25 protein-coding genes are annotated in these 22,343 nt (G+C 71.5%); 13 read left to right on the top strand and 12 right to left on the bottom strand.

Annotation, left to right across the window (positions count from 1 at the left end; all coding sequences use genetic code 11):
• Window positions 1-172 precede the first annotated feature (172 nt).
• Together A2U95_RS28180 and A2U95_RS28185 are read left to right on the top strand one after the other, a co-directional pair.
• Entirely contained in the window at window positions 173-1,444 is a 1,272-nt protein-coding gene (locus A2U95_RS28180) for a ParA family protein (RefSeq protein ID WP_166028149.1), read from the top strand.
• The gene (locus tag A2U95_RS28185; protein WP_166028151.1) at window positions 1,441-2,682 is read left to right on the top strand and encodes a ParB/RepB/Spo0J family partition protein; all 1,242 of its coding nucleotides are present in this window, start codon (window positions 1,441-1,443) and stop codon (window positions 2,680-2,682) included. Before A2U95_RS28180 ends, A2U95_RS28185 begins: the two co-directional genes overlap by 4 nt.
• Window positions 2,683-3,037: 355 nt before the next feature.
• Here A2U95_RS28185 and A2U95_RS28190 read toward each other — a convergent pair whose 3' ends face one another.
• From A2U95_RS28190 to A2U95_RS28200, 3 genes are all read right to left on the bottom strand, one after another.
• Window positions 3,038-3,514 carry a hypothetical protein gene (locus A2U95_RS28190; RefSeq protein ID WP_166028153.1) on the bottom strand — a complete coding sequence of 159 codons (477 nt, stop codon included), beginning with the start codon at window positions 3,512-3,514 and terminating at the stop codon, window positions 3,038-3,040.
• Between the two features lie 38 nt (window positions 3,515-3,552).
• Window positions 3,553-3,894, bottom strand: a complete 342-nt coding sequence (locus A2U95_RS28195; RefSeq protein ID WP_166028155.1) for a hypothetical protein — start codon at window positions 3,892-3,894, stop codon at window positions 3,553-3,555.
• A 115-nt stretch (window positions 3,895-4,009) separates the two neighbouring features.
• Window positions 4,010-4,855, bottom strand: a complete 846-nt coding sequence (locus A2U95_RS28200; RefSeq protein ID WP_166028157.1) for a class I SAM-dependent methyltransferase — start codon at window positions 4,853-4,855, stop codon at window positions 4,010-4,012.
• 108 nt (window positions 4,856-4,963) lie between these two features.
• Between A2U95_RS28200 and A2U95_RS28205 the strand changes: the two genes are divergently transcribed.
• The gene (locus A2U95_RS28205) at window positions 4,964-5,548 is read left to right on the top strand and encodes a TetR/AcrR family transcriptional regulator (protein ID WP_166028159.1); all 585 of its coding nucleotides are present in this window, start codon (window positions 4,964-4,966) and stop codon (window positions 5,546-5,548) included.
• A 398-nt stretch (window positions 5,549-5,946) separates the two neighbouring features.
• A complete protein-coding gene (locus tag A2U95_RS28210) occupies window positions 5,947-6,864 on the top strand; it encodes a DUF6891 domain-containing protein (RefSeq protein ID WP_166028161.1) in 918 nt (305 codons plus the stop codon).
• A gap of 354 nt (window positions 6,865-7,218) precedes the next feature.
• Here the strand turns inward: A2U95_RS28210 and A2U95_RS28215 are convergent, their stop codons facing one another.
• Window positions 7,219-8,307, bottom strand: coding sequence for a GlxA family transcriptional regulator (locus tag A2U95_RS28215; RefSeq protein WP_420857072.1), 1,089 nt, complete (start codon window positions 8,305-8,307; stop codon window positions 7,219-7,221).
• A gap of 148 nt (window positions 8,308-8,455) precedes the next feature.
• Here A2U95_RS28215 and A2U95_RS28220 point away from each other — a divergent pair, with 148 nt between their 5' ends.
• The 3 genes from A2U95_RS28220 (at window position 8,456) to A2U95_RS28230 (ending at window position 11,486) form a co-directional block, all read left to right on the top strand.
• Entirely contained in the window at window positions 8,456-9,340 is an 885-nt protein-coding gene (locus tag A2U95_RS28220) for an NAD(P)-dependent oxidoreductase (RefSeq protein ID WP_166028165.1), read from the top strand.
• Window positions 9,341-9,620: 280 nt separating this feature from the next.
• A complete protein-coding gene (locus A2U95_RS28225; RefSeq protein ID WP_166028167.1) occupies window positions 9,621-10,430 on the top strand; it encodes a hypothetical protein in 810 nt (269 codons plus the stop codon).
• A 453-nt stretch (window positions 10,431-10,883) separates the two neighbouring features.
• Window positions 10,884-11,486 carry a TetR/AcrR family transcriptional regulator gene (locus tag A2U95_RS28230; protein ID WP_166028169.1) on the top strand — a complete coding sequence of 201 codons (603 nt, stop codon included), beginning with the start codon at window positions 10,884-10,886 and terminating at the stop codon, window positions 11,484-11,486.
• A gap of 192 nt (window positions 11,487-11,678) precedes the next feature.
• Here A2U95_RS28230 and A2U95_RS28235 read toward each other — a convergent pair whose 3' ends face one another.
• From A2U95_RS28235 to A2U95_RS28255, 5 genes are all read right to left on the bottom strand, one after another.
• A complete protein-coding gene (locus A2U95_RS28235) occupies window positions 11,679-12,254 on the bottom strand; it encodes a nuclear transport factor 2 family protein (protein ID WP_166028171.1) in 576 nt (191 codons plus the stop codon).
• Between the two features lie 292 nt (window positions 12,255-12,546).
• Window positions 12,547-12,918, bottom strand: a complete 372-nt coding sequence (locus A2U95_RS33085) for a transposase (RefSeq protein WP_420857065.1) — start codon at window positions 12,916-12,918, stop codon at window positions 12,547-12,549.
• Between the two features lie 177 nt (window positions 12,919-13,095).
• The gene (locus A2U95_RS28245; RefSeq protein ID WP_166028175.1) at window positions 13,096-13,872 is read right to left on the bottom strand and encodes a hypothetical protein; all 777 of its coding nucleotides are present in this window, start codon (window positions 13,870-13,872) and stop codon (window positions 13,096-13,098) included.
• Between the two features lie 227 nt (window positions 13,873-14,099).
• Entirely contained in the window at window positions 14,100-14,702 is a 603-nt protein-coding gene (locus tag A2U95_RS28250) for an ALF repeat-containing protein (RefSeq protein WP_166028177.1), read from the bottom strand.
• Between the two features lie 262 nt (window positions 14,703-14,964).
• Complete coding sequence (locus A2U95_RS28255) at window positions 14,965-16,260, bottom strand: MFS transporter (protein WP_420857066.1); 1,296 nt, start codon at window positions 16,258-16,260, stop codon at window positions 14,965-14,967.
• Window positions 16,261-16,757: 497 nt separating this feature from the next.
• Between A2U95_RS28255 and A2U95_RS28260 the strand changes: the two genes are divergently transcribed.
• From A2U95_RS28260 to A2U95_RS28270, 3 genes are all read left to right on the top strand, one after another.
• Window positions 16,758-17,948, top strand: coding sequence for a tyrosine-type recombinase/integrase (locus A2U95_RS28260; RefSeq protein WP_166028179.1), 1,191 nt, complete (start codon window positions 16,758-16,760; stop codon window positions 17,946-17,948).
• A 144-nt stretch (window positions 17,949-18,092) separates the two neighbouring features.
• Window positions 18,093-18,461, top strand: a complete 369-nt coding sequence (locus A2U95_RS28265) for a hypothetical protein (protein WP_166028181.1) — start codon at window positions 18,093-18,095, stop codon at window positions 18,459-18,461.
• 52 nt (window positions 18,462-18,513) lie between these two features.
• Window positions 18,514-18,987, top strand: coding sequence for a hypothetical protein (locus A2U95_RS28270; protein WP_240958263.1), 474 nt, complete (start codon window positions 18,514-18,516; stop codon window positions 18,985-18,987).
• Window positions 18,988-19,192: 205 nt separating this feature from the next.
• Here A2U95_RS28270 and A2U95_RS28275 read toward each other — a convergent pair whose 3' ends face one another.
• A complete protein-coding gene (locus tag A2U95_RS28275) occupies window positions 19,193-19,666 on the bottom strand; it encodes an ATP-binding protein (protein WP_420857067.1) in 474 nt (157 codons plus the stop codon).
• A 160-nt stretch (window positions 19,667-19,826) separates the two neighbouring features.
• Here A2U95_RS28275 and A2U95_RS28280 point away from each other — a divergent pair, with 160 nt between their 5' ends.
• On the top strand, window positions 19,827-20,729 hold the full coding sequence (locus A2U95_RS28280) for a helix-turn-helix domain-containing protein (RefSeq protein ID WP_166028424.1): 903 nt from the start codon (window positions 19,827-19,829) through the stop codon (window positions 20,727-20,729).
• Window positions 20,726-20,941, top strand: a complete 216-nt coding sequence (locus tag A2U95_RS28285) for a DUF397 domain-containing protein (RefSeq protein ID WP_166028183.1) — start codon at window positions 20,726-20,728, stop codon at window positions 20,939-20,941. The genes A2U95_RS28280 and A2U95_RS28285 overlap by 4 nt, the downstream gene beginning before the upstream one ends.
• A gap of 96 nt (window positions 20,942-21,037) precedes the next feature.
• On the opposite strand, the gene A2U95_RS28290 is transcribed toward A2U95_RS28285, so the two are convergent.
• Window positions 21,038-21,181: a hypothetical protein gene (locus A2U95_RS28290; RefSeq protein WP_240958265.1), complete on the bottom strand. Its 144-nt coding sequence runs from the start codon at window positions 21,179-21,181 to the stop codon at window positions 21,038-21,040.
• 26 nt (window positions 21,182-21,207) lie between these two features.
• A complete protein-coding gene (locus A2U95_RS28295) occupies window positions 21,208-21,654 on the bottom strand; it encodes an anthrone oxygenase family protein (protein WP_166028185.1) in 447 nt (148 codons plus the stop codon).
• 97 nt (window positions 21,655-21,751) lie between these two features.
• On the opposite strand from A2U95_RS28295, the gene A2U95_RS28300 reads away from it, so the two are divergent.
• Window positions 21,752-22,330: a TetR/AcrR family transcriptional regulator gene (locus tag A2U95_RS28300; RefSeq protein WP_166028187.1), complete on the top strand. Its 579-nt coding sequence runs from the start codon at window positions 21,752-21,754 to the stop codon at window positions 22,328-22,330.
• Window positions 22,331-22,343: the final 13 nt, after the last annotated feature.

Raw genomic sequence — 22,343 nt, forward strand, 5'->3', positions numbered from 1 at the left:
AACCCGACCTGGCCCTCAAGGGCTTCCGGCCATTACCGGGTAATGGACGACGCCCCGTCATTACCCGGTAATGACGGCCGCCCGGGTGGTGATGCACCCTCACGGGTGGAAACTTGACCAACCCAACGTGCCGGTGCTTCCTTCTGGCCAGGACGTTAGTAAGGTATCTCCCATGAGTTCGCCAGCCACTTCCGACCGCGAAAAGGTCGTCTCCAAGCTGCCGGGATGGCTCCGGCAGAACCTCAAGGTTCGAGCCGCACAGCACGGCATCGAGATCCAGAAGGCCGTCGAGCAGGGCATCACCCGCTGGTGCCGGCTCGCCTCCTCCCCCGACCCCATCGACACCGCGGGCGCCGACTCGTTCGCCACCTTCCTGCCTCCCGGGCAGTGGGACGAGTTCCGGCAGATCGCCTCCCAGCGCGGGGTCTCCCTCGCCCAGGGGCTCGCCCAGTCTGTGCAGTTGTGGCTCGACGCCAACCCCGCACCGGAGATCAAGCGGCCCGCCGTCACCCGGCGCATCATCGTCTGCAACCAGAAGGGCGGCGTCGGCAAGACCGCCATCACGGCCGGTCTCGGCGAGGCCCTCGCCGAATCCGCCGACCAGCTCCACCCCGTCCGCGTCGCCAAGCAGCTCCAGCAGGCACTCCAGGCCGCCGAGCAGGGGCGGCACGAGGACGGCGACACCGTCCTCGTCGCCGACCCCCTGGAGATCGAGAACCTCCCCGGCCCCGGACTGCGCGTCCTGCTGGTGGACTTCGACCCCCAGTGCCACCTCACCAACCAGCTCGGCGCGGCCCCCCTGCCGATGGACGGCGACAGCCTGACCAACCACATGGGCGGCAACCCCAAGGGCGATCTGCGCGACCTCATCGTCTCCGTCGAGCCGGAGACGTTCGGCGATCGCCTCCACCTGCTGCCCGCCTGCAATGACGCGTTCCTCCTGGACGTCCGCCTCTCCAGCGTCCGCGCCCGCGAAGCCGCGCTGGAGCGGGCCCTGCTCCCGCTCGAGGACGACTACGACGTCATCCTCGTCGACTGCCCGCCCAGCCTCGGCCTCAGCATGGACGCCGCCGCCTACTACGGGCGTCGTCGTGAGAACGAGGAGGCCGGCCGTTCCGGCGCGCTGATCGTCGTCCAGGCCGAGGACAGTTCCGCCGACGCCTACGACCTGCTCACCACGCAGATCGAGGACCTCCGCAACGACCTCGCCCTCGACATCGACTACCTCGGCATCGTCGTCAACCTCTACGACGGACGCCGCGGTTTCATCGCCACGTCCTCGCTCCAGGGCTGGGTCGACATAAAGGACCCGCGCGTCGTCGGCCTCGTCACCGACCGCAAGGAACAGAAGGAAGCGGTCCGCGTGAAGCGGCCCCTGCTGTCCTACGCGCCCAACTGCGACCAGTCCGTCAGCATGCGCGCACTCGCCCGGGAGGTCGCGTGAGCAGCAAGGCCAAGACCCTCGGCGCCGGACGGTTCGGCAGCAGCGCCGCCGCCCCGGTCAGCGCCCGCCGCCAGGCGGTCGCCGCCGCGACCGGCGTGCCGACGGAGGGGGTGGCCCCTCCCACCCAGCTGCCCGTCGACCGGATCAGCCCCAACCCGGACAACCCCCGCTCCAGCCTCGGTGATCTCGGCGAACTCGCCGGGAGCCTGAAGGAGCACGGGCAGAAGCAGGCCATCACGGTGATGAACCGGGACGCCTACCTCAAGGCCAACCCCACCAAGGCCGCTGATCTGGAGCCCAACGCCACCCACGTGGTCATCGACGGCAGCAGCCGGCTGGCCGCCGCCCGTGAAGCCGGGCTCACCCACATCAAGGTGTGGGTGGACGACGAGCAGGGCGCCGACTCCGAGGAACTCCTCGAGTCCGCCCTCGTCGCCAACATCCACCGCAACGCCCTCCCCGAACTCGACGAGGCCCGTGCCCTGCAGCGCCTGCTGGGCATCCACGGCTCCCAGGCGGCCCTCGCCAAGCGGCTCCACAAGTCGCAGGGGTGGGTGTCCCAGCGGCTCGCCCTGCTCAATCTGACGCCCGAGCTCCAGGAGAGGATCGGCGAAGAGCCCATCAAGTTCCTGCGCGCAGTCGGCAACAAGCCGCAGGAGGAACAGGCCGCCGCGCTGGAGGAGATGAAGCGCAAGGCCGCGGAGGAGAAGGCCACCGCGGCCGAGCGGCCCTCAAGGGCAGCCGACGAGGCGTCCGGCGTCCCCACTCACCCGGCCGAGGAGGGCTCCGGGCGTCATTACCCGGTAATAGCTTCTGCGGAGACGACCGGCGGGAACGTGCCCGGCGCCCTCGCCGAGCAGGGCGGCGAGGGACCGACGGGTCATTACCCGGTAATGACTCCTCCGGCCGAGCAGCCCGATGCCGGGACGGCCTCCCTCGGCACCGAGACGCTCCGGGAGCAGCCCGGCAGCCTCCCCGAACCCCGGACCGGACCGCCGGAAGCGACGCAGGGCGCCCGTGCCGACGACCAGGAACGGCTCCAGAGCCAGAGTCCGGAGCGCCAGCAGCCCAAGCCGCTGCCCTACGACGATCCCTTCTACGTCGCCGGGCACCTGCGCAGGAGGATGCAGCCACAACACCGGGCACGGCTCGTCCGGTTCCTCCTCGACGGCCTCAAGGAGGACTCCGCGGAGGAGTACCACGAGATCCTGGGGAAGGCCGTCGACTCCGCCTCCTGAAGCGGCCCTTCCCGCCCGTCGGCCCCGTCCCCGCTGGATGTCACACACCAGCGGGGCGGGGCCGAGCCGCGTTCAGCAGGTGTCCCTGAAGTCCGCCCGCGAGGTGCGTACGGTCACGGATTCCTCGCCCCCGGCGACTCATGGTCGAGTCGCTGCTCATCCTCGCCGGCCTGGTCCGGAGTTTCCTGGAGCTCTCCGGCCACACCAAGCTCCGGAGCCTGGCCGCCCGGGAGCGTGCGAAGCGGTGCCGGGGGAGCCGGCAGCGGCGGAAGGCGCTGCGCGACCGGTGCGAGTACCTCCAGCGCAAGGCGGGGAGGCGCCGGGGCCTGACCTGGCGCGGCGCCGGCGTCTTGCCTCACCCCATCGACGCGGGCGCCGCAGCGCCGTGCTCCGCCTGTCGGCTGTCGCCGGCCAGGCGGGTGAAGGCGGCGCGGAAGACGGGCACGTTCTCCTTCGCCATCTCGTAGGCGACGGCCTTCTGCCAGCTGGGGTTGTCCGGGTCGTAGACCACGGTGATGGGTGCGGTGGTCCCCTCCGGCCACCAGCCCTCGCGCACACCGCGCGGCAGGGCACGGGAGAGGGCGACGGTCGGGCCGTTGAGCTTGCCGACGATGCTGCGCAGCCGGTCGGCGTCGGCGTGGCCGTCGCCGTCGACCACGACGACTTCGGCGAACCGGCGGGCGCCGGCGGGCAGCGAGCGCAGGTAGCGCTCGGCCCGCTCGGCCGTCCACTCGGTGCCCGTGCTCACGGTCAGTTCGTGGCGGTGCTCGGCGAGCAGCGCGAGCAATTTCCGCTCGAACTCCTCCGACGCGCCTTCAATGGTGATTCTCATGGAGCCTTCCGACAGATACTTGCCCGATTCTCCGGGATCTACATGCCGTCATGCGGACTCCGGATCGTCGTGGGAACGTGGTGCGTTCGTTCGAGGAGCACCTCGTCCAGGCGTTCGACCTTCACCCGCAGTTCGGCGGCGGCCCTCGGCGGCAGCATGGACAGGGCCTCCCGCAGCTTGTCCCGGGCCCACTCCTCGCCGCAGCACGAGCAGGTGAACTCCGCCTCCCACGGCCTCCACCGGCGTCGGGTGCCGTGGGCGTGGGACGACCACACGCTCAGTGCGACGGACACGACGCCCGGCGTCAGCCGGTCCCGCTCGAGCACGCGGACGGCCGCGTTCGCCGACCCCGACAGGCCGGGGACATCGCGATAACGCACCCAGGGGCTCCTCCAGCCGCGTTCCCGCGGCCGGAGCGAAGCCGGCGTCCTACGCGGCACGGTCCCTTCGAACATCGATCATGGACGGCATCCTCCCACACCGGGAGCGACCGGGTCAGTCCGTGCGGGTGGCGGTCAGGAGCCAGGCGGTGCTGCGGAGCCGGAGGGCGCCGTCGGTCCGGTACGGCCGGAGCCGCTCGACGAGACGGCTGCGGGCGCGGTCCTGGTCGTCGGGGCCGACCTGCTCCAGGAGGTGGCGGCCGGGGCCGGAGTCGAGCAGGAAGTGGGCTGCTTCCCGGGCGTCGCGGCCCCAGGTTCCGTACGCCTGGACGTGCTCGGCCCGTACGTCCTGGAAGCCGGCTTCGGTGAGCGCCGCGGTCGCGGTGCCGGCGTCGGCGAGGGAGAACATGCCCGGGGCTCCGGGGGCGCCGAAGCCCCGCATGGGCAGGATGTCGTCGAGCGCGGTGAGGGCCTGCAGCCACTGGTTGCCCTCGGGCTCGGCGGCGCTGAGGAAGGCGATGCGCCCGCCGGGGCGCAGCGCTGTCGCGATGTTGGCGAAGGCGGCGACGGGGTCGTCGAAGAACATGATGCCGAAGCGGCTGATCGCGACGTCGAAGGCGCCGGGGGTGAGGGGGTGGACCTGGGCGTCGCCGTGCTCGAAGGAGATGTTGGGGATGCCGTCCCGGGCCGTCCGCGTACGGGCGCGCTCCAGCATGGGCGCGGAGAGGTCCAGGCCGAGGGCGTGGCCGGGGGCGGCCGCGCGGGCGGCCAGTTGGGTGGTGGTTCCGGCGCCGCAGCCGATGTCGAGGACGCGTTCGCCGGCTCCGATGGCGGCGGCGTGGAGCAGGGGCTGGTTGAAGCCTGCGTTGACGGCGTCCCAGCGGTCCTGGTGGGCGGCCCAGTGGGAGCCTTCGTGGCCGTTCCATGCCTGTGCCTGAGCTGTGTTGGCGATGCCGTGCATGCGAGAGGACCTCCGGCGGAGTGGGGTGGACCCCGTAGTATGGGCGTACGCCCAAACAGTATGGGCGTACGCCCATACTGGCAATCCCCTTGTCCTGGGAGGGACTTGATGTCACCGCGTGGAGTCGCGATTCCCGATCTGCGTGAGCTCCTGTTCGACGCGGCGGAACGCGTCCTGGCCAGGGACGGCGCTGCCGCCCTGACCAGCAGGGCGGTCACGAGCGAGGCGGGCTGCGCCAAGGGAGTGCTGCACACCCACTTCGCGGGCTTGGACGAGTTCGTCGCCGAACTGGTCCTGGACCGGTTCGCCCGTATCGCGGCGCTGGCGGAGGGCCTGCCGGGGCGGGCGGGCGCGGGAGCCGTGACGGACAACCTCGCGTCAGTGGCGTCGGTGGTCCTGTCGCTGGATCCCGGGGTCGTGGGGCTGGCCGTGACCCGCCCGGAGGCCTCGCGGCGGATCCGCGAAGCCTGGCAGGCGGGTGCGCCGGGCTTCGGCGTGGTCGAGCGGTCGATCAGCGGTTATCTGCGCGAGGAGCAGCGGCTGGGGCGCGTGGGACGGGCGGTGGACGCGGAGTGCGTCGCGCTGGCCCTGGTGGGGACGCTGCACCATCTGCTGATGACCGGGTGGGCGGGCGCACCGGATCCGCGGGCACGGGTCCAGCGGCTCATCCGCGCACTCGTCGCCGCCCCCTGAACCATGAGGCCGGTCCCCGGGGGCCACGCCACCCGGCCCTCGGCCTCGCCCGGCAACCGGTGCGGGAACCGCGCCGCGACAGGAACCCCCCTCCTGCCCGATGGGGGAGCCCGGCGGGCTCGTGCCGCGCGGTGGGCCGCCCCCGGAGGGGATCGTCGGGCAGACCCTTGATCTCAGCGGTTCGGATCGTGGACGGCCCGGGTCCACTGAGCCTCGAACTCCTCCCGGCCGATTACGAACGGCACCCACACCGGGTCGTAGCGGTCCACGCACGGCAGGTTGAAGGGCCGGTCCTCCAGGGTGCTGCGGACGGCACGGTCTGCGGCGGCCGATGCTCCGGTCGTGGCCGCGTCGAGCCCCCCGGCCGAGGTGTCGGAGGCGTGTGGCAGAGTCCGGGCATGCTCGAGATCGTGGTGGAGACGGAGAACGGGGAGCGGCACGTCCGCGTGCCCGCGGAGGAGCTGGGCGCACTGGTCCGGCGGATAGGCGACGAAGGCGACCGGTACCTGGTGCTCCAGCGGATACCCGACCTGCCGGACGTCTTCGCCCAGGTCTGGCACAAGGCCGGCGGCGACTACACGCTGGAGTACCGCGACGGCGCCGCTGACCGGCACTTCCAGGTGATGGTCGACGGGCCGGAGACCGTGGCCGCGGCGCTGACCGGCTGGTCCCGTCGGCAGACCGGATGGGAGGCGGGCCTGGCCTGGTCGCTGCTGGACATGGGCCCGGCCCGTGAGGTGCCGCCGCTCGAGCTCGCCGAGGACGAGCTCACCGAGTTGGAGCGGCGCGTCCGCGAGGTGCTGGCGGGCGGCTATGCCACCCGGGCCGAACTGGCCGAGATCGCCGAGGAGTACCTGGTCACCAAGGACCGTCGGCCCGTCTCGAAGGAGCAGGCGGCGGCGCTGGCCGACCGCCTGTGGCTCGAGCGGGTGGCGGAGCAGACCACCTGGGAGGGGGAGACCGATCCCGAGCGGCTCACCCGTGCGTTCGCCGCCCTGCAGGAGTCCGGCATCACCGCCCGCGAGAACTTCACCTGCTGCCGCACCTGTGGCCAGGCCGAGATCGGCGCCGAGGGCGGACCCGATGCCCGCGGCTTCGTCTACTTCCACACCCAGTGCACGGACGCCGCCGCGGCCGGTCACGGGCTGACGCTTCTCTACGGCGGCTTCGACGGTTCGCGCGGAACCACCGCGGCCATCGGCCGTGAGGTCGTGGCCGCCCTCGAAGCGGTCGGACTCCCGGTCGAGTGGGACCACGACCCGGACCGGGCCATCACCGTCACGCCCCTGGACTGGCGGCGCCGCCTGGTCGGCTAGGCCGCGCATCGAGGGCGCATCGCGCGCCCGGAATGCCGGCATGTCACTGAGTCACATGGTCCTCTCGTCCGGTCGTCCGGTCACGCTCACCGACCTGCGGATGTTCTCGATCCACGAGGGAGTCCTGGAGGGCCATCCGTGCAAGCGCATCAACGACCGGAGAGTCGGCCTGCTCCAGCAGCGGGCCGAACGGGCCTTCCCCCCCACGCCGGTTCATCTCGTCGTGTCCTCCCGCGAGTACCCGGACGAGACGGCCCGCGCCGTACGGGAGTCAGGATCGCCCGCAGAGGCCTCGCCGCCGCCCTCCGCCGCTACGCGCGGCCCGCCCGCGCCCCCACCACGTAGGACACGGTCTCAACCGTCTGCTTCCGTCGCCTTCGGAGTCACCGGGGCATCGGATGCGCCGCGGCCGATCCGCCGTCGGGCCTCTCCGTCCCGGGCCCGATTCCCGAGCGGGGGGAGAGATGAATCGGGCACTGACCGGGGGAAGGTCCGCCGGTAGTGGCTCGGCGACACCCCGATCTGTTTGAGGAAGTGGTGGCGGAGGTTGTTCGCGGTGCCGAGACCGCTCAGCTCCCCGATCTTCTCGATGGGCAGGTCCGTCGATTCCAGTAAGTTCTGGGCCCGTCCCAGGCGCTGGCTGAGGAGCCACTGCAGTGGGGTCGTCCCGGTGGCCGCCTGGAGTCGCCGGTGGAAGGTCCGCGGGCTCATCGCCGCGCGCTGAGCCAGATCCTCGACCGTCAGGGGTTGGTCCAGGTGCGCACAGGCCCAGTCCAGGACGGGCCCCAGGCTCTTGTCGTCGGTGGCGGGCACGGACAGGTCGATGAACTGGGCCTGGCCACCACGCCGGTGGGCGGGCACCACCATCCGACGGGCCAGCTGATTGGCGACGCGCGCGCCCAGGTCACGGCGCACCAGATGAAGGCAGAGGTCGAGCCCGGCGGTCAGCCCGGCGCTGGTGAGCACGTCACCGTCGTCCACGTACAGCACCGAGTCGTCGACCTGCACCTTCGGGTAGCGCTCGGCCAGTTGAGCGGTGTGCATCCAATGGGCGGTGGCGCGTCGTCCGTCGAGCAGCCCCGCCTCGGCGAGCGCGAAGGCACCGGTGCACAGGGAGACCATGCGGGCGCCCGCGTCGTGGGCACGGCGCAGGGCCGTGATCAGTGCAGCCGGCAGCGGTCTGCCCTCGTCGACGCAGGGGTCGGGTACCGAGGGCACGATGACCGTGTCGGCGCCGACGAGGTCATCGAGCCCGTAGCGGGTCCGCAGTGACAACCCCGTATCGGCCGGAGAACTGTCCTGCCGGCCCTTCCCCGTACTGCACAGCCGCAGGTCGTACCAGGGATCGGCCAGGTCCGGCTGCGGCTTCCCGAAGACGGTGCAGGGAATGCTCAACTCGTACAGGTCCCATGAGGGGACTCCTATCTCCTCGGTCACGACCACGGCGACGGAACCAGGGTTCATGCCTCGAACGGTATGGCAGGAATTTGGTGGCCGCCGTCACCGGTGTCACTGTTCCCGGCCGCCGCGCGCTGGGATGTTGGTCCCTACGTGACCGACCGCCGCAGGCGGACCTACAGGGAGTCGTGACATGCATTCTGATCGCCCGGCTGTAACCGTCATCGGTTTGGGCTCGATGGGCTCGGCGCTGGCCGCCGTCCTGCTGGAGCGGGGCCACGAGACCACCGTGTGGAACCGCTCGGTGCACAAGGCCCAGGCCCTGGTGGACCAGGGGGCCCGCCTGGCCGCGACACCCGAGGAGGCGATCGCGGCGAGCCCGCTGACCATCGCTTGCGTACTGGACTACGAGGTGCTGCACGCCGTCCTCGACCCCGCTGCCGGCTCCCTCGCGGGCAAGGCCCTGGTCAACCTCACCTCCGGCTCCCCGGAGCAGGCCCATGAGGCCGACGCGTGGGCCCGGTCGCACGGCGCCGACTACCTCGACGGCGCTATCATGACCACCCCGCCGGGGGTCGGCAGCTCCGAGACGATGTTCCTCTACAGCGGTTCGCACGCCGTCTTCGAAACCCACCGTCCGACCTTGGCGTCCCTGGGGGACCCCTTGCACCTGGGCACCGACCCGGGCCTGGCCTCCCTCTACGACGCCGCCCTGCTCGGCCTGATGTGGTCCACCATGACCGGCTGGCTGCACGGCACCGCGCTGGTCGGCACGGAGAAGACGCCGGCCACGGCCTTCACCCCCGTCGCGCTCCGCTGGCTGACCACCGTGACCGGCTTCCTGACCACCTACGCGCCCCAGGTGGACGCCGGCCGCTACCCGGGCGACGACGCCACCGTTGACGTGCATGCCGCGGCCATCGACCATCTCATCCACGCCGCGGAGGCCCGCGGCATCGACAACGCCCTGCCCGAACTCCTGAGATCCACCATGGAGCGGGCCAAGGCCGCAGGCCACGGCTCCGACAGCTATGCGAGCGTGATCGAGGTCCTGAAGAACCCGGCGGACGACGAATGACCCTGACACCAACAGCCACCGCTCGTCCCACGCCGGACCGGACGGCTCCTGCCACCACCGTGCCGTGGACGGACCTCCTGGCCACTGCCACCGACGGCCGTCCGGCAGCCCTCCTCGAGGGAGCCGACGAGGACCGGTCACGCCCCGCCCGCGGCTGCGCCTCCTTGACGCGCCGGCTGAGCCGGGCGAGCGCATCAGCGGTGACGGACCGGCTCAGCGAACCTCCCACCGCTCGCCCCGCAGGCGGCGCCGCCTGATGGTGACGACCTGGAGCGACGAGATGTCCGCACCTGCCGGCCGGGAGGCCCTGGACCTGCTGGACGCCCATCTGGAGGCGCTGTGGGACGCGACGGACGCCACGCTCCCGCCGGAGCCGCCCGGCCTCGCGGCGGAAGAAGAGGACGAGCTCCTCCATTGGGCCCTTGACCGGCTCCGGAGCGTCCCGCGCGAACCGAAGGACACCTTCTGCCGGGAAGTCGGCGGTCTGCTGGCGGAGTTCCGTTCCCGTCGCAGCCCCTGGAACGCGGCGGCGCTGCGGCTGCTGGACGACACGTACACCTTCGTGGCCACCGGCCCTCGACGGCACAAGGACTGGGCGCACGACGTCCATGCCGTGCTGCACCGAAGGGTCGCCGATCCCCGCGGCTGGGTCCGGCTGGACCGAGACCGCACCAACCCCGCCCGCCGGACGGTGCCCGCGTACCCCTTCGACCCGCCGGACCCGGTGCTGTTGCACGCTCACCTGTACCCCCTGGAGGCGGAGGCGGCGGCCGCCGCGCTGGCCGTCATGGCGGAGGAGTGGCAGGGGGAGTCGTCCCCCGTCCGCTCCCGCCCCGACCGGGACGCCCTGTTGGCGGATGCCCGGTTGCTGCTCGACCGGTACGGGCCCAGTGCTCGCTATTGGACCAACGCGACGGCCGCCGCCTCCGATCCGGCACCGGACTTCCTCGCATCCGGACTCCAGGGCACCGCGTCCCACCGCTTCCACACCCGCGAGTACATCGCCGGCCTCGACATGTTCGAGGACCTGGGCGTGGTCGCGGTGAACGACGAAGAGACAGGCCTCTTCTGGTCGTTCGGGGCGTACTGACGGCCATCTCGGGACGGGCGCCCCGTACCTGCGCGGTCCGGCCCCGCCGCGATGCCGCCGACACGCGAAGGTCCTCGGGACCGCGGCGTCGCGCCGGCTCGAACACCGGGTCGACGGGGAGTCGCGCTCTCTCACCCTTGTGCCGGTACGGCCACGACAGGTACCGCCGGCGGTCACGTCCGCCGGCGTGGTGCGGTCCGCCGGCCCAGGTCGCGGGCCGGTCGCCGGCCGCGCCGGGCGACGTCTCGGTGGTCACCCTTCCACAGCGGCCGGTTCTGCGGCCTCGGAAGCGGCGGGTCCGCCCGGGGCGACGGCGCACCCCCGGGGAGCCGGTCGTGCTGCGTACGGCCTGTTCCGCCGAGACCTTCTAACGTTGTTAGGATGGCTGTGCCGTGACGGTGCGCCGACGCCGGCGGCTCGTGTCGAGGACATGCTGGAAGCGAGGTGCCAACGATGCCGACCAGCGCCAGACGGGCCCGCGAACGCGCGAACACCCGCGAACGAATCATCGAGGCCGCGTTGCACATCCTCGAGAACGAGGGTGTCACGGCATTGACGATCCGGCGCATCGCAACCGCCGTCGAGTACTCCGCACCCGTCGTCTACCAGCACTTCGCCAACAAGGAAGCGCTCGTGCTGGAGCTCGTCGCTCACGGCCACCGCCTGATGATGGCCGAGTTGCAGCAGGCCGCCGAGGAGCCCGACATCGACCGGCGCTTCCTGCTGCTCGCGTCCGAGAGCGTCCGGTTCGCCGGCGAGCACCCGCACCTGTATCAGGTGATGAACGGCGACACCGTCGACGCGGATGAGCGCCTGCGCGCGGCGGCTCCCATGATCGACCTCCTGAGGGAACTCCTCACCACGTGGTCGGACGCCCATGACGTGGTCCTGGCCGATTTCGATGAAGCCTGCGACATCGTTTGGGGCACGCTGTCCGGCATGGCGTCGCTCGGCCGCATCGGCACCGTCGGCAACGAGCGCGCCCAGCAGCTCGCCCAGAAGGCGATGCGCACACTGCTTCGCGGCTGGCGGGCCGACCTCCCGGTGAACGCGTAGGCATCGAAACGACTCAGGTCCGGTTTCCGTGAAACCGGGCCGGGACCCGTCGCCGGTCCGTCCGTCGGTGCCGCCGCCCGGTCCCGGTGGAGAACAACCGCTCGAACCGGACCGGGGCGGGACGACTGCCACCCGCGACCGCGGTCACCTCACGCCGGGCCCGCCCCGCGGGGGCGGGCCCGGCGGGTGACATCAATTGCCGGGCGGGGTCCAGTCCGCGGGCAGGCCGGAATCGCTCAGGATCTCGGTCCGGTTGTAGTAGTCATTGCTCGACCGGATCAGGTCTCCGCGCAACCGCAGCACGGTCACGAGCGGGACCGCGAACGGACGAGGCGCACCGACGATGTGGCCGGTGAATACCCCCTCGACCACGACCCCGTCCCGTCCGCGGAACCCCCCGGTCGCCTCGAACCCGAGATCCTCGATGAGCTGATGGGATCCGGTCTCCCACTCCTCGATCCCCTCAGGGCCGCGGAACACCAAGTCGACGGCACGGTCGGTGTAGACCGCGTCCTTGGTGTACAGACGGGCGAGATCGCGGGTGTCGCCCGTCGTCCACGCGGCGGCCCAGCGCCGCCCGATCGATGGCACCCGATCCTTCTCGTCGTGCTTCGCCGCGCCCACAACCTGCCGCGCCCCGGCCTGCGCGGCCTGCGGGCCGTGCGACGCCTCGGAAGAGGCCGCGGGTCCGGCACCGACGGTGCCGGCCATCAGAGCCGCCGCGGCCACCCCGACAGCGAGGCCGGGAACGAAAGTACGCGTACGCATGTGGGTCTCCTTGCTCCGGGACGGCGCGACATCGGTCCGCACCACGCCGAGTTAACGTCGTTAGAATTTCTAACGCTGTTAGAGTAAGTAGCGCCGGACGACGCCGTCAAGGCAGGCCGCACCCGAGCGGAGCGCCAGGACCCGGCATGACCGCCACCGGCTGCCGACAAGGGTCGGTCCACCAGGCCGCGGATGCGAGGGATCGTGTCCGGCAAGGGCGTGAGCTGGATGACGTCGTGACGGTTTCCGTTGGTCACGGCCACCGCGCGAGACGTTTCGTGGCGGTCGGTGATCAGGTGGTGCTTGCTGCCGGAGCGGCCGCGATCGACCGACGAAGTTCCGCGAGGAGGAGGGTGTACAGGCAGGGCCGGAGGCCGGCCTCGGTCCAGCCCCGCAGACGTCGCCAGCACGTCACCCCGCTGCGGCCGATCGTCTCGGTCGGCACGTCTGCCCAGGTCACCCCCGTGCGCAGGACGTGGACGATCCCGCGCGGAACCACGAGGTCATCCCGCCGGCATGCGGCCTGGACGTCGCCGACTCCGCGGCGGGCGAGGAGGGAGCAGCGGGGCCACGCGATCCCACAGGTCATCGGGCACAGGATCATCCGACCCCTGCGGAACTCTGCCGCCCGCCCCAACTGCCAAGCCCTTGAACCAGAACTCATTCTGAAATGATTAGTAAGGGAGGTCTTCCCCCGTGGGGTGCCTGCGGCCGGCGGTCCGCGCCCATGTGACGAGCCCGTTCTCGCGGGCCGGCCGGAGCCGGATGCGGGCGGCGGATTCCGGGAGCCGCGCACACGCGGGAACCGTGCGCAGCGGGCAGAGCGCAGGGGCGGGCCCGGTCAGTTGGCCGACGGGTTCCGTGTCATCTCGGCTGCCTCGGTGATGGCGCGTTGTCTGAGGTCGCCGAACAGCTGCATCGTGACGGCGGCCAGGATGTCGTTCCCGTCAACGGTCCGCCCGTCTCCGCGGCGGGTGGACAGGGCGAGGAGGGAGTCCTCGAGCGGCGGGGCCGGGGCCGGCTCGCCCGGCACCACCAGACCGACCGTCCCGAACCGCTTGACCCCGCCCTCGCGGACGACCCTGGCCGCGTCCCGGGCCAGGTCCGTCAGGAACACGCTCGCGATTCCGTCCAGGTCGCGGACCATCGCCGGGACCGCCCTCACCCCCCGGCTCCCCAGCAGCCTCCGCACCCCGGCCTCGAACCGGTGGGCGCCGGCCACGCCACTGGGCGTACGCGTCCCGCGGCGCTCACGAAGGGACACGAGCGCACCATCGGCGTTGCGCAGCTCGCCCATCAGGCCGTGGAAGGTCGGGCTGTGCAGGTACCACGCCGATCCCACCTCCACCTCGACGTTCCGGTCGATCGCCGAGATGAGGTCCTTGGGAGTCAGCCTCTTCCTGGCCTCCTCGGCCGCCGCGCTTCTCGCGCCGTCGATGATCTCCGTCAGCACGGTCCGCGTCACCGACGCGGCGGCCCACGCGGCCGGCCGGGAGACGTGCAACGAGGTCACGTCCCTGAACACCGCTCTGACGAGCTGGGGCTTGAACGGCAGGTCGGTCACGACGGAAGCGGGCGGCGGACCGCTGCGCCCGGTGCGTAGGGGGTGTGTGGTCATCGAAGAATGTGCTTTCTGCTGTCGGAGGTGTCGGTGGCCCGTGCCGCACCGGGCGGCGGGGACACAGAGCTCTGCGGAGGGGGCCGGGCCGGCACGGGGCCTGCCGGGCGGGGCCGCCGGCACACAGAGGTGCAGGCGGCCCCGCCCGGATTCTCGGAGTTCCGGCGACCGGGCGTGCGGCAGGGGGTGCCACCCGGGCGACGCGCCGTGGTGCGGCGCCGTGCCGGTCAGGCGACCTGGTACCTGCCGACTTCCAGGAAGTGGCGCAGTGCCTCGGGCGTGTTGTCGTCGAGGGCGGCGTTGGCCGCCGCGCGCAGGGCCGGGCTGATGGACGGGGCGGCGAGGATGCGGGTGATGGCGACGCGGTCGTCCTCGGCCTGGGCGATGCGGTAGCCGGTCTCCAGCCAGGCACGGATCGCGTCGGGGTCGTTGGCGTCCAGGAGGGCGTTGGCTTCTCGTGTCACACGCCGGCCGCTGTCGGGGTCGGCGAGGATGCGGTTGATGGCGACGCGGTCGTCCTCGGCCTGGGCGATGCGGTAGCCGGTCTCCAGCCAGGCGCGCATCGCGTCGGGGTCGTTGGCGTCCAGGAGGGCGTTGGCTTCTCGTGTCACACGCCGGCCGCTGTCTGGGTCGGCGAGGATCCGGGCTATGGCCACCCTCAGGTCGTCGGTGTCCGGCTCGTCCGCGGACGAGGACACCGCGGGAGCCGTCACCGCGGGCGCCGTCACCGCGGTCGGTGCCGCCGTGGTGGCGAAGGACGGGGTGGCGAGCAGGAGGGCCGGGGCGAGGATGCCCGCGGCGATGCCGGGCGCTACGCGATGCAGTCGCAAGGGGAATGCTCCTCTTCGGTTGCTGCGGAGGTGAGTTGAGGACGCCTCAGGGCGTTCACTTCGGTGATGCTGCCACCCGGGTCCGACAGTGGCAGTCGCCCCGCCGCGGTCGCAGGGCACCTCGTCACGGCCCTGGGTATCGGCGGAGCGGGTGACTTCCGGTCCCGGCCGGTGAGTTCATGGCGGCGTACCACGCCACCACGATCTGCCACCCGGGTGATCCCTGAAAGGGGACCCCAGGTGCCCCGGCCGGGAGCCGGAGTCAGTCCGCGGTCCTCGTGAAGTCCAGGTCGGCGTGGCGGACGGCGTGGGAGGCGGTGGAGACCGTGGCGCCGAGCATGCTGATGCAGCCGAAGAGGAGGAAAGTGGGGCCGGCGCCCCACCGTTCCACCAGGAGGCCGAAGAACGGGAACATCACCGGGGTGATGCCGACCGCGCTGAGGGCCTGGACGGAGGCGACCCGGCCCTGGAAGGCGAGGGCGGTGCGGGCCTGCATCAGGGCCACGGCCAGACCGCCGCAGAGGCCGGAGACCAGGCCGGCGACGAGTGCCACGGCGACCGCGAGGGCGAGGTTCGGCATGACGCCGATGAGGCCGATGCCGGCGGAGGCGACGAGCAGGGTGATGTTGTGCCAGTGGCCGGCCCGGGGGAAGCGTCCGCGTACGGCGAGCAGGAGCGAGGTCGTGCAGACGCCGGTGCTGAGGGCGGCGTTCACCCAGGCGCCGCCGGATGGGCCCCAGCCGCGTTCCTCGGCGAGCAGGATGACGCCGATCGCCATCGGCGGGATGCAGCCGATCATGGAGAGCAGTCCGGAGAGGACGAGCGGGCCGACGATGGGCTCGTGGCGCAGGTAGACGATGCCGTCGACCAGGTCGCGGCGGGCGGTGGAGTCCGCGGCGGGCTGTTCCTCGGGCGGCAGCGGTGCGAGCCGGACCGCGACCAGGAGGAGCAGTGAGAGGGTGAAGAGGACGCCGGTCACGGCGAACGCGGCGGCGGGGCCGCCGAGCCCCATCGAGAACCCGGCGAGCGGCGGACCGGTGATGTGGCCGGACCGCTGCACCAGATTGCGCAGGCTCTGCACCCGCATCAGCTGGTCGCGGCCGGTGAGCCGGGGAGGCATGGCTCCGACCGCCGGCAGGAACAGGGCGTCCACGACGCCGAAGACGAGGGCGAGCGCGACGAGCAGCCAGAGGCCGGGGGTGCTGAACGCGAGCGCTGCGGCGGCTGCGAGGATCACCACGGCGCGGACGGCGTCGGAGGAGATGACCACCCTGCGCGGACCGAACCGGTCGGCGATCACGCCGCCGCCGAGCATGAGGATCGCCCGGGGTATCGCGCCGACCGCCATCACCAGGCCGACCTGGGCCGGTCCGGCCACCTTCTGCGCGGCCCAGCCGAGCGCCACGAAGTAGGCGGCGTCGCCGACCACGGAGAGCGTGTAGGCGATCAGCCAGCGCAGGACGTTGCCGTCCCGGTGCACCGGGGTGGAGGGGGCGACGGCCACGGCGGGGGCGGGCGGGGCCGCTTCGGCAACGGGTGCGTCTGCTCGCGAGGTCACAAACGCGCATGGTCTCCCGCGACGTCGGCTCCGGACAACGGAATTACCGGACGGATGCCATGACCCTCCGACGGCGGACCGGGGCCGTCGCCGGCCGCCACCAGCGGACCGGGATGCTCCGGCCGACGGCAGCCCTCCTCGGGTCCTCCCTGAGCGGGTGCGCCTCGGTCGCAGGGCGGGCAAGGGCCGCCGGCGGGTGTGCCGCTCTGCCCGCAGCGGGGCGCCGTGGAGCACGGTGCCATCGGGCACGGGGGCCGCGCCCCGGTGGCGTCGTGGAGCGCTCGCAACTCCCTGACCAGCGGCGATGTGTTGATCGTGCCGATCTTCGGGAGCGCCTTGCACAGGAGATCGGCGGTGTCCGGAGCCTTGGTCCTCCTCCCCGCCACGGAGCCTGATTCCGTCTCATCACGTCGATTCACATTCTGTGAAAAGGGTTCCGGCGGGCCGGACGGTCTGCTATTACTTTCCATAACTCCACTTATGGAAAGTGAGCGTGCGTGAGCGGATCCGAGCTCGAGACCACCACGGGGCACCCCGCCGAAACGGTCGCCGACACGACCCGCGACGCGGTCGTCGACGCGGAACTGGTGGACGACCCGCCCGCCCCCACGCGCCTCCCCGCCGCCCGGGAGGCGGCACCGGCCGTCGTCGAGGTCGTCGACATCAACGACACCCTCACCCCGGAGGCGGCGCAGGACCTGGCCAGCACCGGCCGCCCCAACACCCGGGAGACGTACCGGACGCGGTGGAAGATGTTCGCCCAGTGGTGCGTGGAGAACGGACGGCACCCCGGCCCCCCGACCACGTCGAAGAACCTCGCCTCCTACATCGCGCACCTGCGCCGCCAGGACGCCCCGCCCGGCACCCTCCGGATGGCCATCGCCGCCGTCCGCAGCTGGAACGCCCGCGCCGGCCACGAGCAGACCCCCGACACCGCCCCGGCCCTGACCATCTACCAGGACCACCGCTACGCCTGGGCCGCGGCCGGCCGAGGCCAGCGCTCCTCCGCCCCCGTGGACCTCCAGCGCCTCGTCCGGATGCTCGCCGTCTGCCCCGCCGGCACCTCCACCGGCCGGCGCGACCGCGTCCTCCTCCTGCTCGGCTACCACATCCGCGCCCGCGCCTCCGAGCTGACCGCCCTGCGCGTGGGCGACCTCGAGTTCGTCTCCGGCGAGCTGGTCGTCGTCACCAAGCGGATCAGCAAGAACGACCGCAACGACGCGGGCCGCGAGTACGAGATCGACGACCCGGCCTGCCTCGCCGCCCTCCGCGCGTGGCTGCACGACCTCGAGGAGCGGGGCCAGGACGCCCGCCACCTCCCCCTGCTGCGGAGCGTCGACCAGTGGGACAACCTCCGCCCGGTCAGTGCCAGGACGGGCCTGGGCCTCACCCGCCAGGCCGTCAACACCATCGTCAAGGCCCGCGCCCGTGAGGCGGGCGTCGACGTCGCCGACGCCATCACCGCCCACGGCCTGCGCGCCGGCGTCCCCACCGACCTCGGTGCCGCCGGGTACACGGCGGGGGAGATCAGGGACATCACCGGCGACTGGGCCAGCACCGAGATGGTCGAGCGGTACAGGAAGGTCGGCCTGCGGCGGGCGGGGCGGCGCACCGACTCCGGACGCCGGGCCGCGGCCCTGTCCATGCTCCGCGTCGACGTACCCGCCGGCAACGACCCGGCCGAATGACCACCGTGGAGACCGCAGGCACGGTATCCGTCCCTCAGCCCGCCCGTCCGCCCGTCCGCCCGTCCGCCCGTCCGCCCGTCCGCCCGTCCGCCCGTCCGCCCGTCCGCCCGTCCGCCCGGCGGCCGGGGCTCGGGTCGAGCGTCCATGGCCGGGCTGACCTACTACAAGCCGGGGAACCGGAGTCAGGTCCGCTGGCTGTACGACGGCTCGACCGAACTGCGCGAGTACGCCGGGCTGGACCCGGAGTACGTCCGCTGCCGCGATGCGGAATCCTCTTCGGCCCCGTTCCTCGCCCCCGATGACGAGGACCTGGCCGGGCCCGATCCAGGCGGCGTGGTGATCACGGTCAGCACCGGCCGCTGCCTCGTCGCCTCTGACGCCTTCGACCACCCTGTCCGCGAAGGCGCCGCCCTGCTCGACCGCCTGGCAGACGCCCCCGGGCACGAAGGCTGCCGCCTGCACGTCAACTCCGGCATCCACCTCGACCCGGAACGCCGCCATCTGGGCTGGTGATCGGGTCGGGGATGCGGACTTCACGCCCGACCGGCTGACCACGCGCGCGGATGTGGATTTCGCGGGAGGGCTGGGCAACCTCGTCCACCGCATCGTGACCATGGTTCACCGCTTTCGCGGAGGGACTGTCCCCGCCTCTGCGCCGGTAAATTCCGGGGAGCTGGCGCTGGTGGACGTTTGCCGGGAGGCGCCTGGCCTCGTCGATGCCGCCCTGGCCGACTTCGACTTCCGCCGTGCCATCCACGCTGTCTGGGAAATCGTGGAGGAGGCCAATCGATGTATCGACGCGACCCGGCCTTGGGAGCTGGCTCGGGAAGAGCGCGGGGGCAACAGCGAAGCAGCGAAGCAACTCGACATCGTTCTCGGTACGCTGGTCACAGCGTGCCGCGTGCTGGCCGACGAACTACGCCCGTTCATCCCAGATGCCGCCACGCGGATCACCGGACAGCTGACAACGGTCGAGAGCCTTCTGCCCGTAGCACAGCCGCTGTTCCCACGCCTTCATGAGGACACGCTGCCAGCCTGATCCCCGATGCTCATGAACTTGGTCGCGCCGCCCTCTCGATCTCCGTGCAGCTTCGGGAGGGGGCGCCCAGGGCGCTGGGCAGTTCCGAGATCGGCTTCGTCACTCGTGCCTGCCGGCAGCTTCGCTGTCCAGGGCCTGAGGTTCCCCCGAGATGCGGATGCAGCGGAATCAGTGGCCCGCACACTCGTCGTGACGAGGAGCCGGTCTACTCGATCTTGCGTTCGGCCCAAACGGTCTTGCCTGGCCCCTCCAGCCGCGGCTGCCAGCCCGACCGTGTCGCGAGCTTCGCCACCAGGAGAAGCCCGCGGCCTCCTTCCTCCCCATGGGTGCACTCCGAGGCAGGAGGGAACCGCGGCAGACGCTCCGCTCGGGTGTCCGAGACCTCGATGCGGACGGTGCTCACGCCGGCGGGCATCTCGACCCGTAGGCGGAAGTCGCGGCCGGGGACGTGACCGTGGCGCACCGCGTTGGCGGTGAGCTCGGCGACGATCAGTACGACCGCGTCGTGAGCATCGGTGCCGTAGGGGACACCCCAGTTGGCCAAGCGGGTGGCCGTGACGCGTCGGGCGAGGCGGGCGCCCCGCGGGGAGGAGGGGAAACGCATGTCCAGGACGTGCTCGTCCGTCGATTCGGGGGCCGGACTGCTGGCGAGAACTGGGCTGCCGGATTTCGTCGTCATGCCTCCACGCTCACGCTTGTCGCGTAGCGTTACCAGTGGTGACGCAGCGACATCATCGGCTTGTGTCTGTGGTGTGCGCACCAGTAGGCGCTATGCGGCGTGACGACCTCCGGGCAGGAGCGTTGGCACGAGAGGAGACGGGGTGGACAAGGCAGAGGGCATGGACCTTGAAGACCTGCCGGCCGAGGAAGCAGGCGCCGCAGACACGGAATCCGCCGACGGCCCGGCTGACGGCAGCAGAGCCGACCACCAGACTGACGGCGGCGCCGGACAGGGCGTCGTCACCGCGTTCGGAAGGACGATGAAGACGCTGCGCGTCCGCGAGGGGATGGAACGCGAGGAACTGGGCAAGCGCCTCGGTTACTCCCCCTCCACCATCGCCGCGTTCGAGCAGGGGCGGAGGATCCCGACCCCCCGGACGATCGAGCGGGCCGACGAGATCCTCCGGGCGGACGGCCTGCTTCGCCTGTGGAAGGAGCAGGTGGAACGGGCCCAGTACCCGGCGTTCTTCCAGGGGATGGCGGCCCTCGAGAAGGAAGCGGTCGAACTGGTCGCCTACGACACCCTCGTGGTGAAAGGGCTACTGCAGACCGAGGAGTACATGAGGGCGCTGCTCAACATGAGGCGCCCTCCACTTGACGAGGAGACCATTGAGCAGCGGGTGACGGCCCGACTGGCCCGGCAGGACATCTTCGAACGCCGTCCCGCCCCCTTCCTGAGCTTTGTGCTCGATGAGTCGATCTTGCACCGCCCGTACGGAGGGCGGCACGTTCTTCGCGGCCAGTTGGAACACCTGCTTCTGATCGGGCAGATGCGGAACGTTGAGATCCAGATCATGCCTGTCGACCGCGAGGACAACGCGGGTGTGAATGGCGCCTTCACCGTCGTCACCCGCAAGGACGGCAAGAAGTTCGTCTACGCCGAAGCGCAAGGCATCGGATCGCTGCAGACCGAACCTGAACAAGGAGTTCTCGCCGCGGCACGCTATGGGATTATCCGATCGCAAGCTCTCCCCCCGAGGGAATCACTCGAACTCATCGAAGGAGTGCTGGGATCTCTATGAATGCCGCCAAGTCCACGACCGCCGGGTCCGGCCTCGTCTGGTTCAAGAGCAGCTACAGCGGAACCGAGGGCGGCGACTGCGTCGAGGTCGCCACGAGCCCGTCGCTGGTGCACGTCCGGGACTCCAAGGCCGAGGCCGGCCCCATGGTGAGCGTGTCGCACGATGCCTGGGCCGGACTCGTCGCGCTCGCCGCGTCCGAGGGGCGAGGCTGACCGCGGTGGTAGGAGCGTCGCTCCACTGCCTCGCCTTGTAAGGGCGACGGCCTCCGACATCTCCCGACGGAACCGGGTTCGCGCAGCACCTGTCCCTCATAGGGTGGGGCGCGCACGCTCATACGGGCTGGAGTCCGAGTCCGGCGCCACCGTCTCCGGGCGCAGGGTGAACTCCGATCCGAACCAGAGGATGAAGAGGACGAAGGCGGCGGCCAGGACGGCGTTGATCTTCAGCGACATTGTCCCTCGCCTTGCGGACGTCGGGCTCAGACGAGGGCGGCGACCAGGAAGGTGAAGGCGGCGACGATGACAGCGACGCGGACGTAGTGGTAGCGGTCCCAGCGGTCCATCTGCTCCTTCCAGTCCGCGGGCCGGTTCTCGGGGGTCCACGTCTTGCCCCGGTTGTTGATCGGGACGAGCAGCAGGAGCGACATGATCACGCTCACGATCAGGAGCGCGGCGGCGATGACGACGAGACCGGCGCCGGGGCGGTCCCATCCGGCGATCGCCCAGACCGCGCTGAGGACGAGCGAGCCGACGTACCAGAACGGCATCAGGGCGCCGAGTGTCCGGCCCCCGTGGGCGCGGGCGAGCTGGCCACTGTCCTCGGGGAGGGCGCGGAAAATCCGGTTCATGACGAAGGCGACGGAGAACTCCACCCCCACCATCAGGCCGACGATCACGGTGGTGAACACCTCGAGTGCGTTGAGCACGATTCCCCTCCAGGAAGATCGATCTAGCGTTGCTAGTTGGCGGGTCAACGCTAGACCTGCTCCTGCTCGATTGTCTAGCGGTGCTAGGATCCGGGTCATGTCGGTCCAGGAACGCAAGCAGCGCGAACGGGCGGAGCGCGAGCGCCTCATCGTGGCGACAGCCCGCGAGCTCGCCGAGCAGCAGGGCTGGGACGCGGTCACCACCCGCCGGCTCGCCGAGCGCATCGAGTACAGCCAGCCCGTCCTCTACAGCCACTTCCGCGGCAAGCGGGAGATCATCGGCGCCGTCGCCCTGGAGGGCGCCGCCGAGTTGGCCGGGGCGGTGCGTGCCGCGGCCTCGGCCGCGGACGGCCCGCGCGAGCGGGTCGCCGCGCTCGCCCGCGCCTACCTCGACTTCGCCGCGCGCAACCCGGCGGTCTACGACGCCTTGTTCCAGCTCGACGGCGGCCTGGCGTACGCGCGGGAGGACACCCCGGAGCCGCTGAAGGACGCCTTCGCCGCCTTGCTGGAGGTCCTCGGCGGGGTCGCCGGGGACGGCGTCCACCCGGGGCTGTTCACGGAGACGTTCTGGGGGGCCCTGCACGGCCTCGCGACCCTGACCCGGGCGGGACGGCTGCCGCCGGAGGACGCCGAGCGGAGGACGGCGCTGCTGGTGGACCGGCTCGCCGTGGTCTGACGCATCGCCCCGG

Source organism: Streptomyces chilikensis, assembly GCF_001642695.1.
GTDB lineage: Bacteria > Actinomycetota > Actinomycetes > Streptomycetales > Streptomycetaceae > Streptomyces > Streptomyces chilikensis.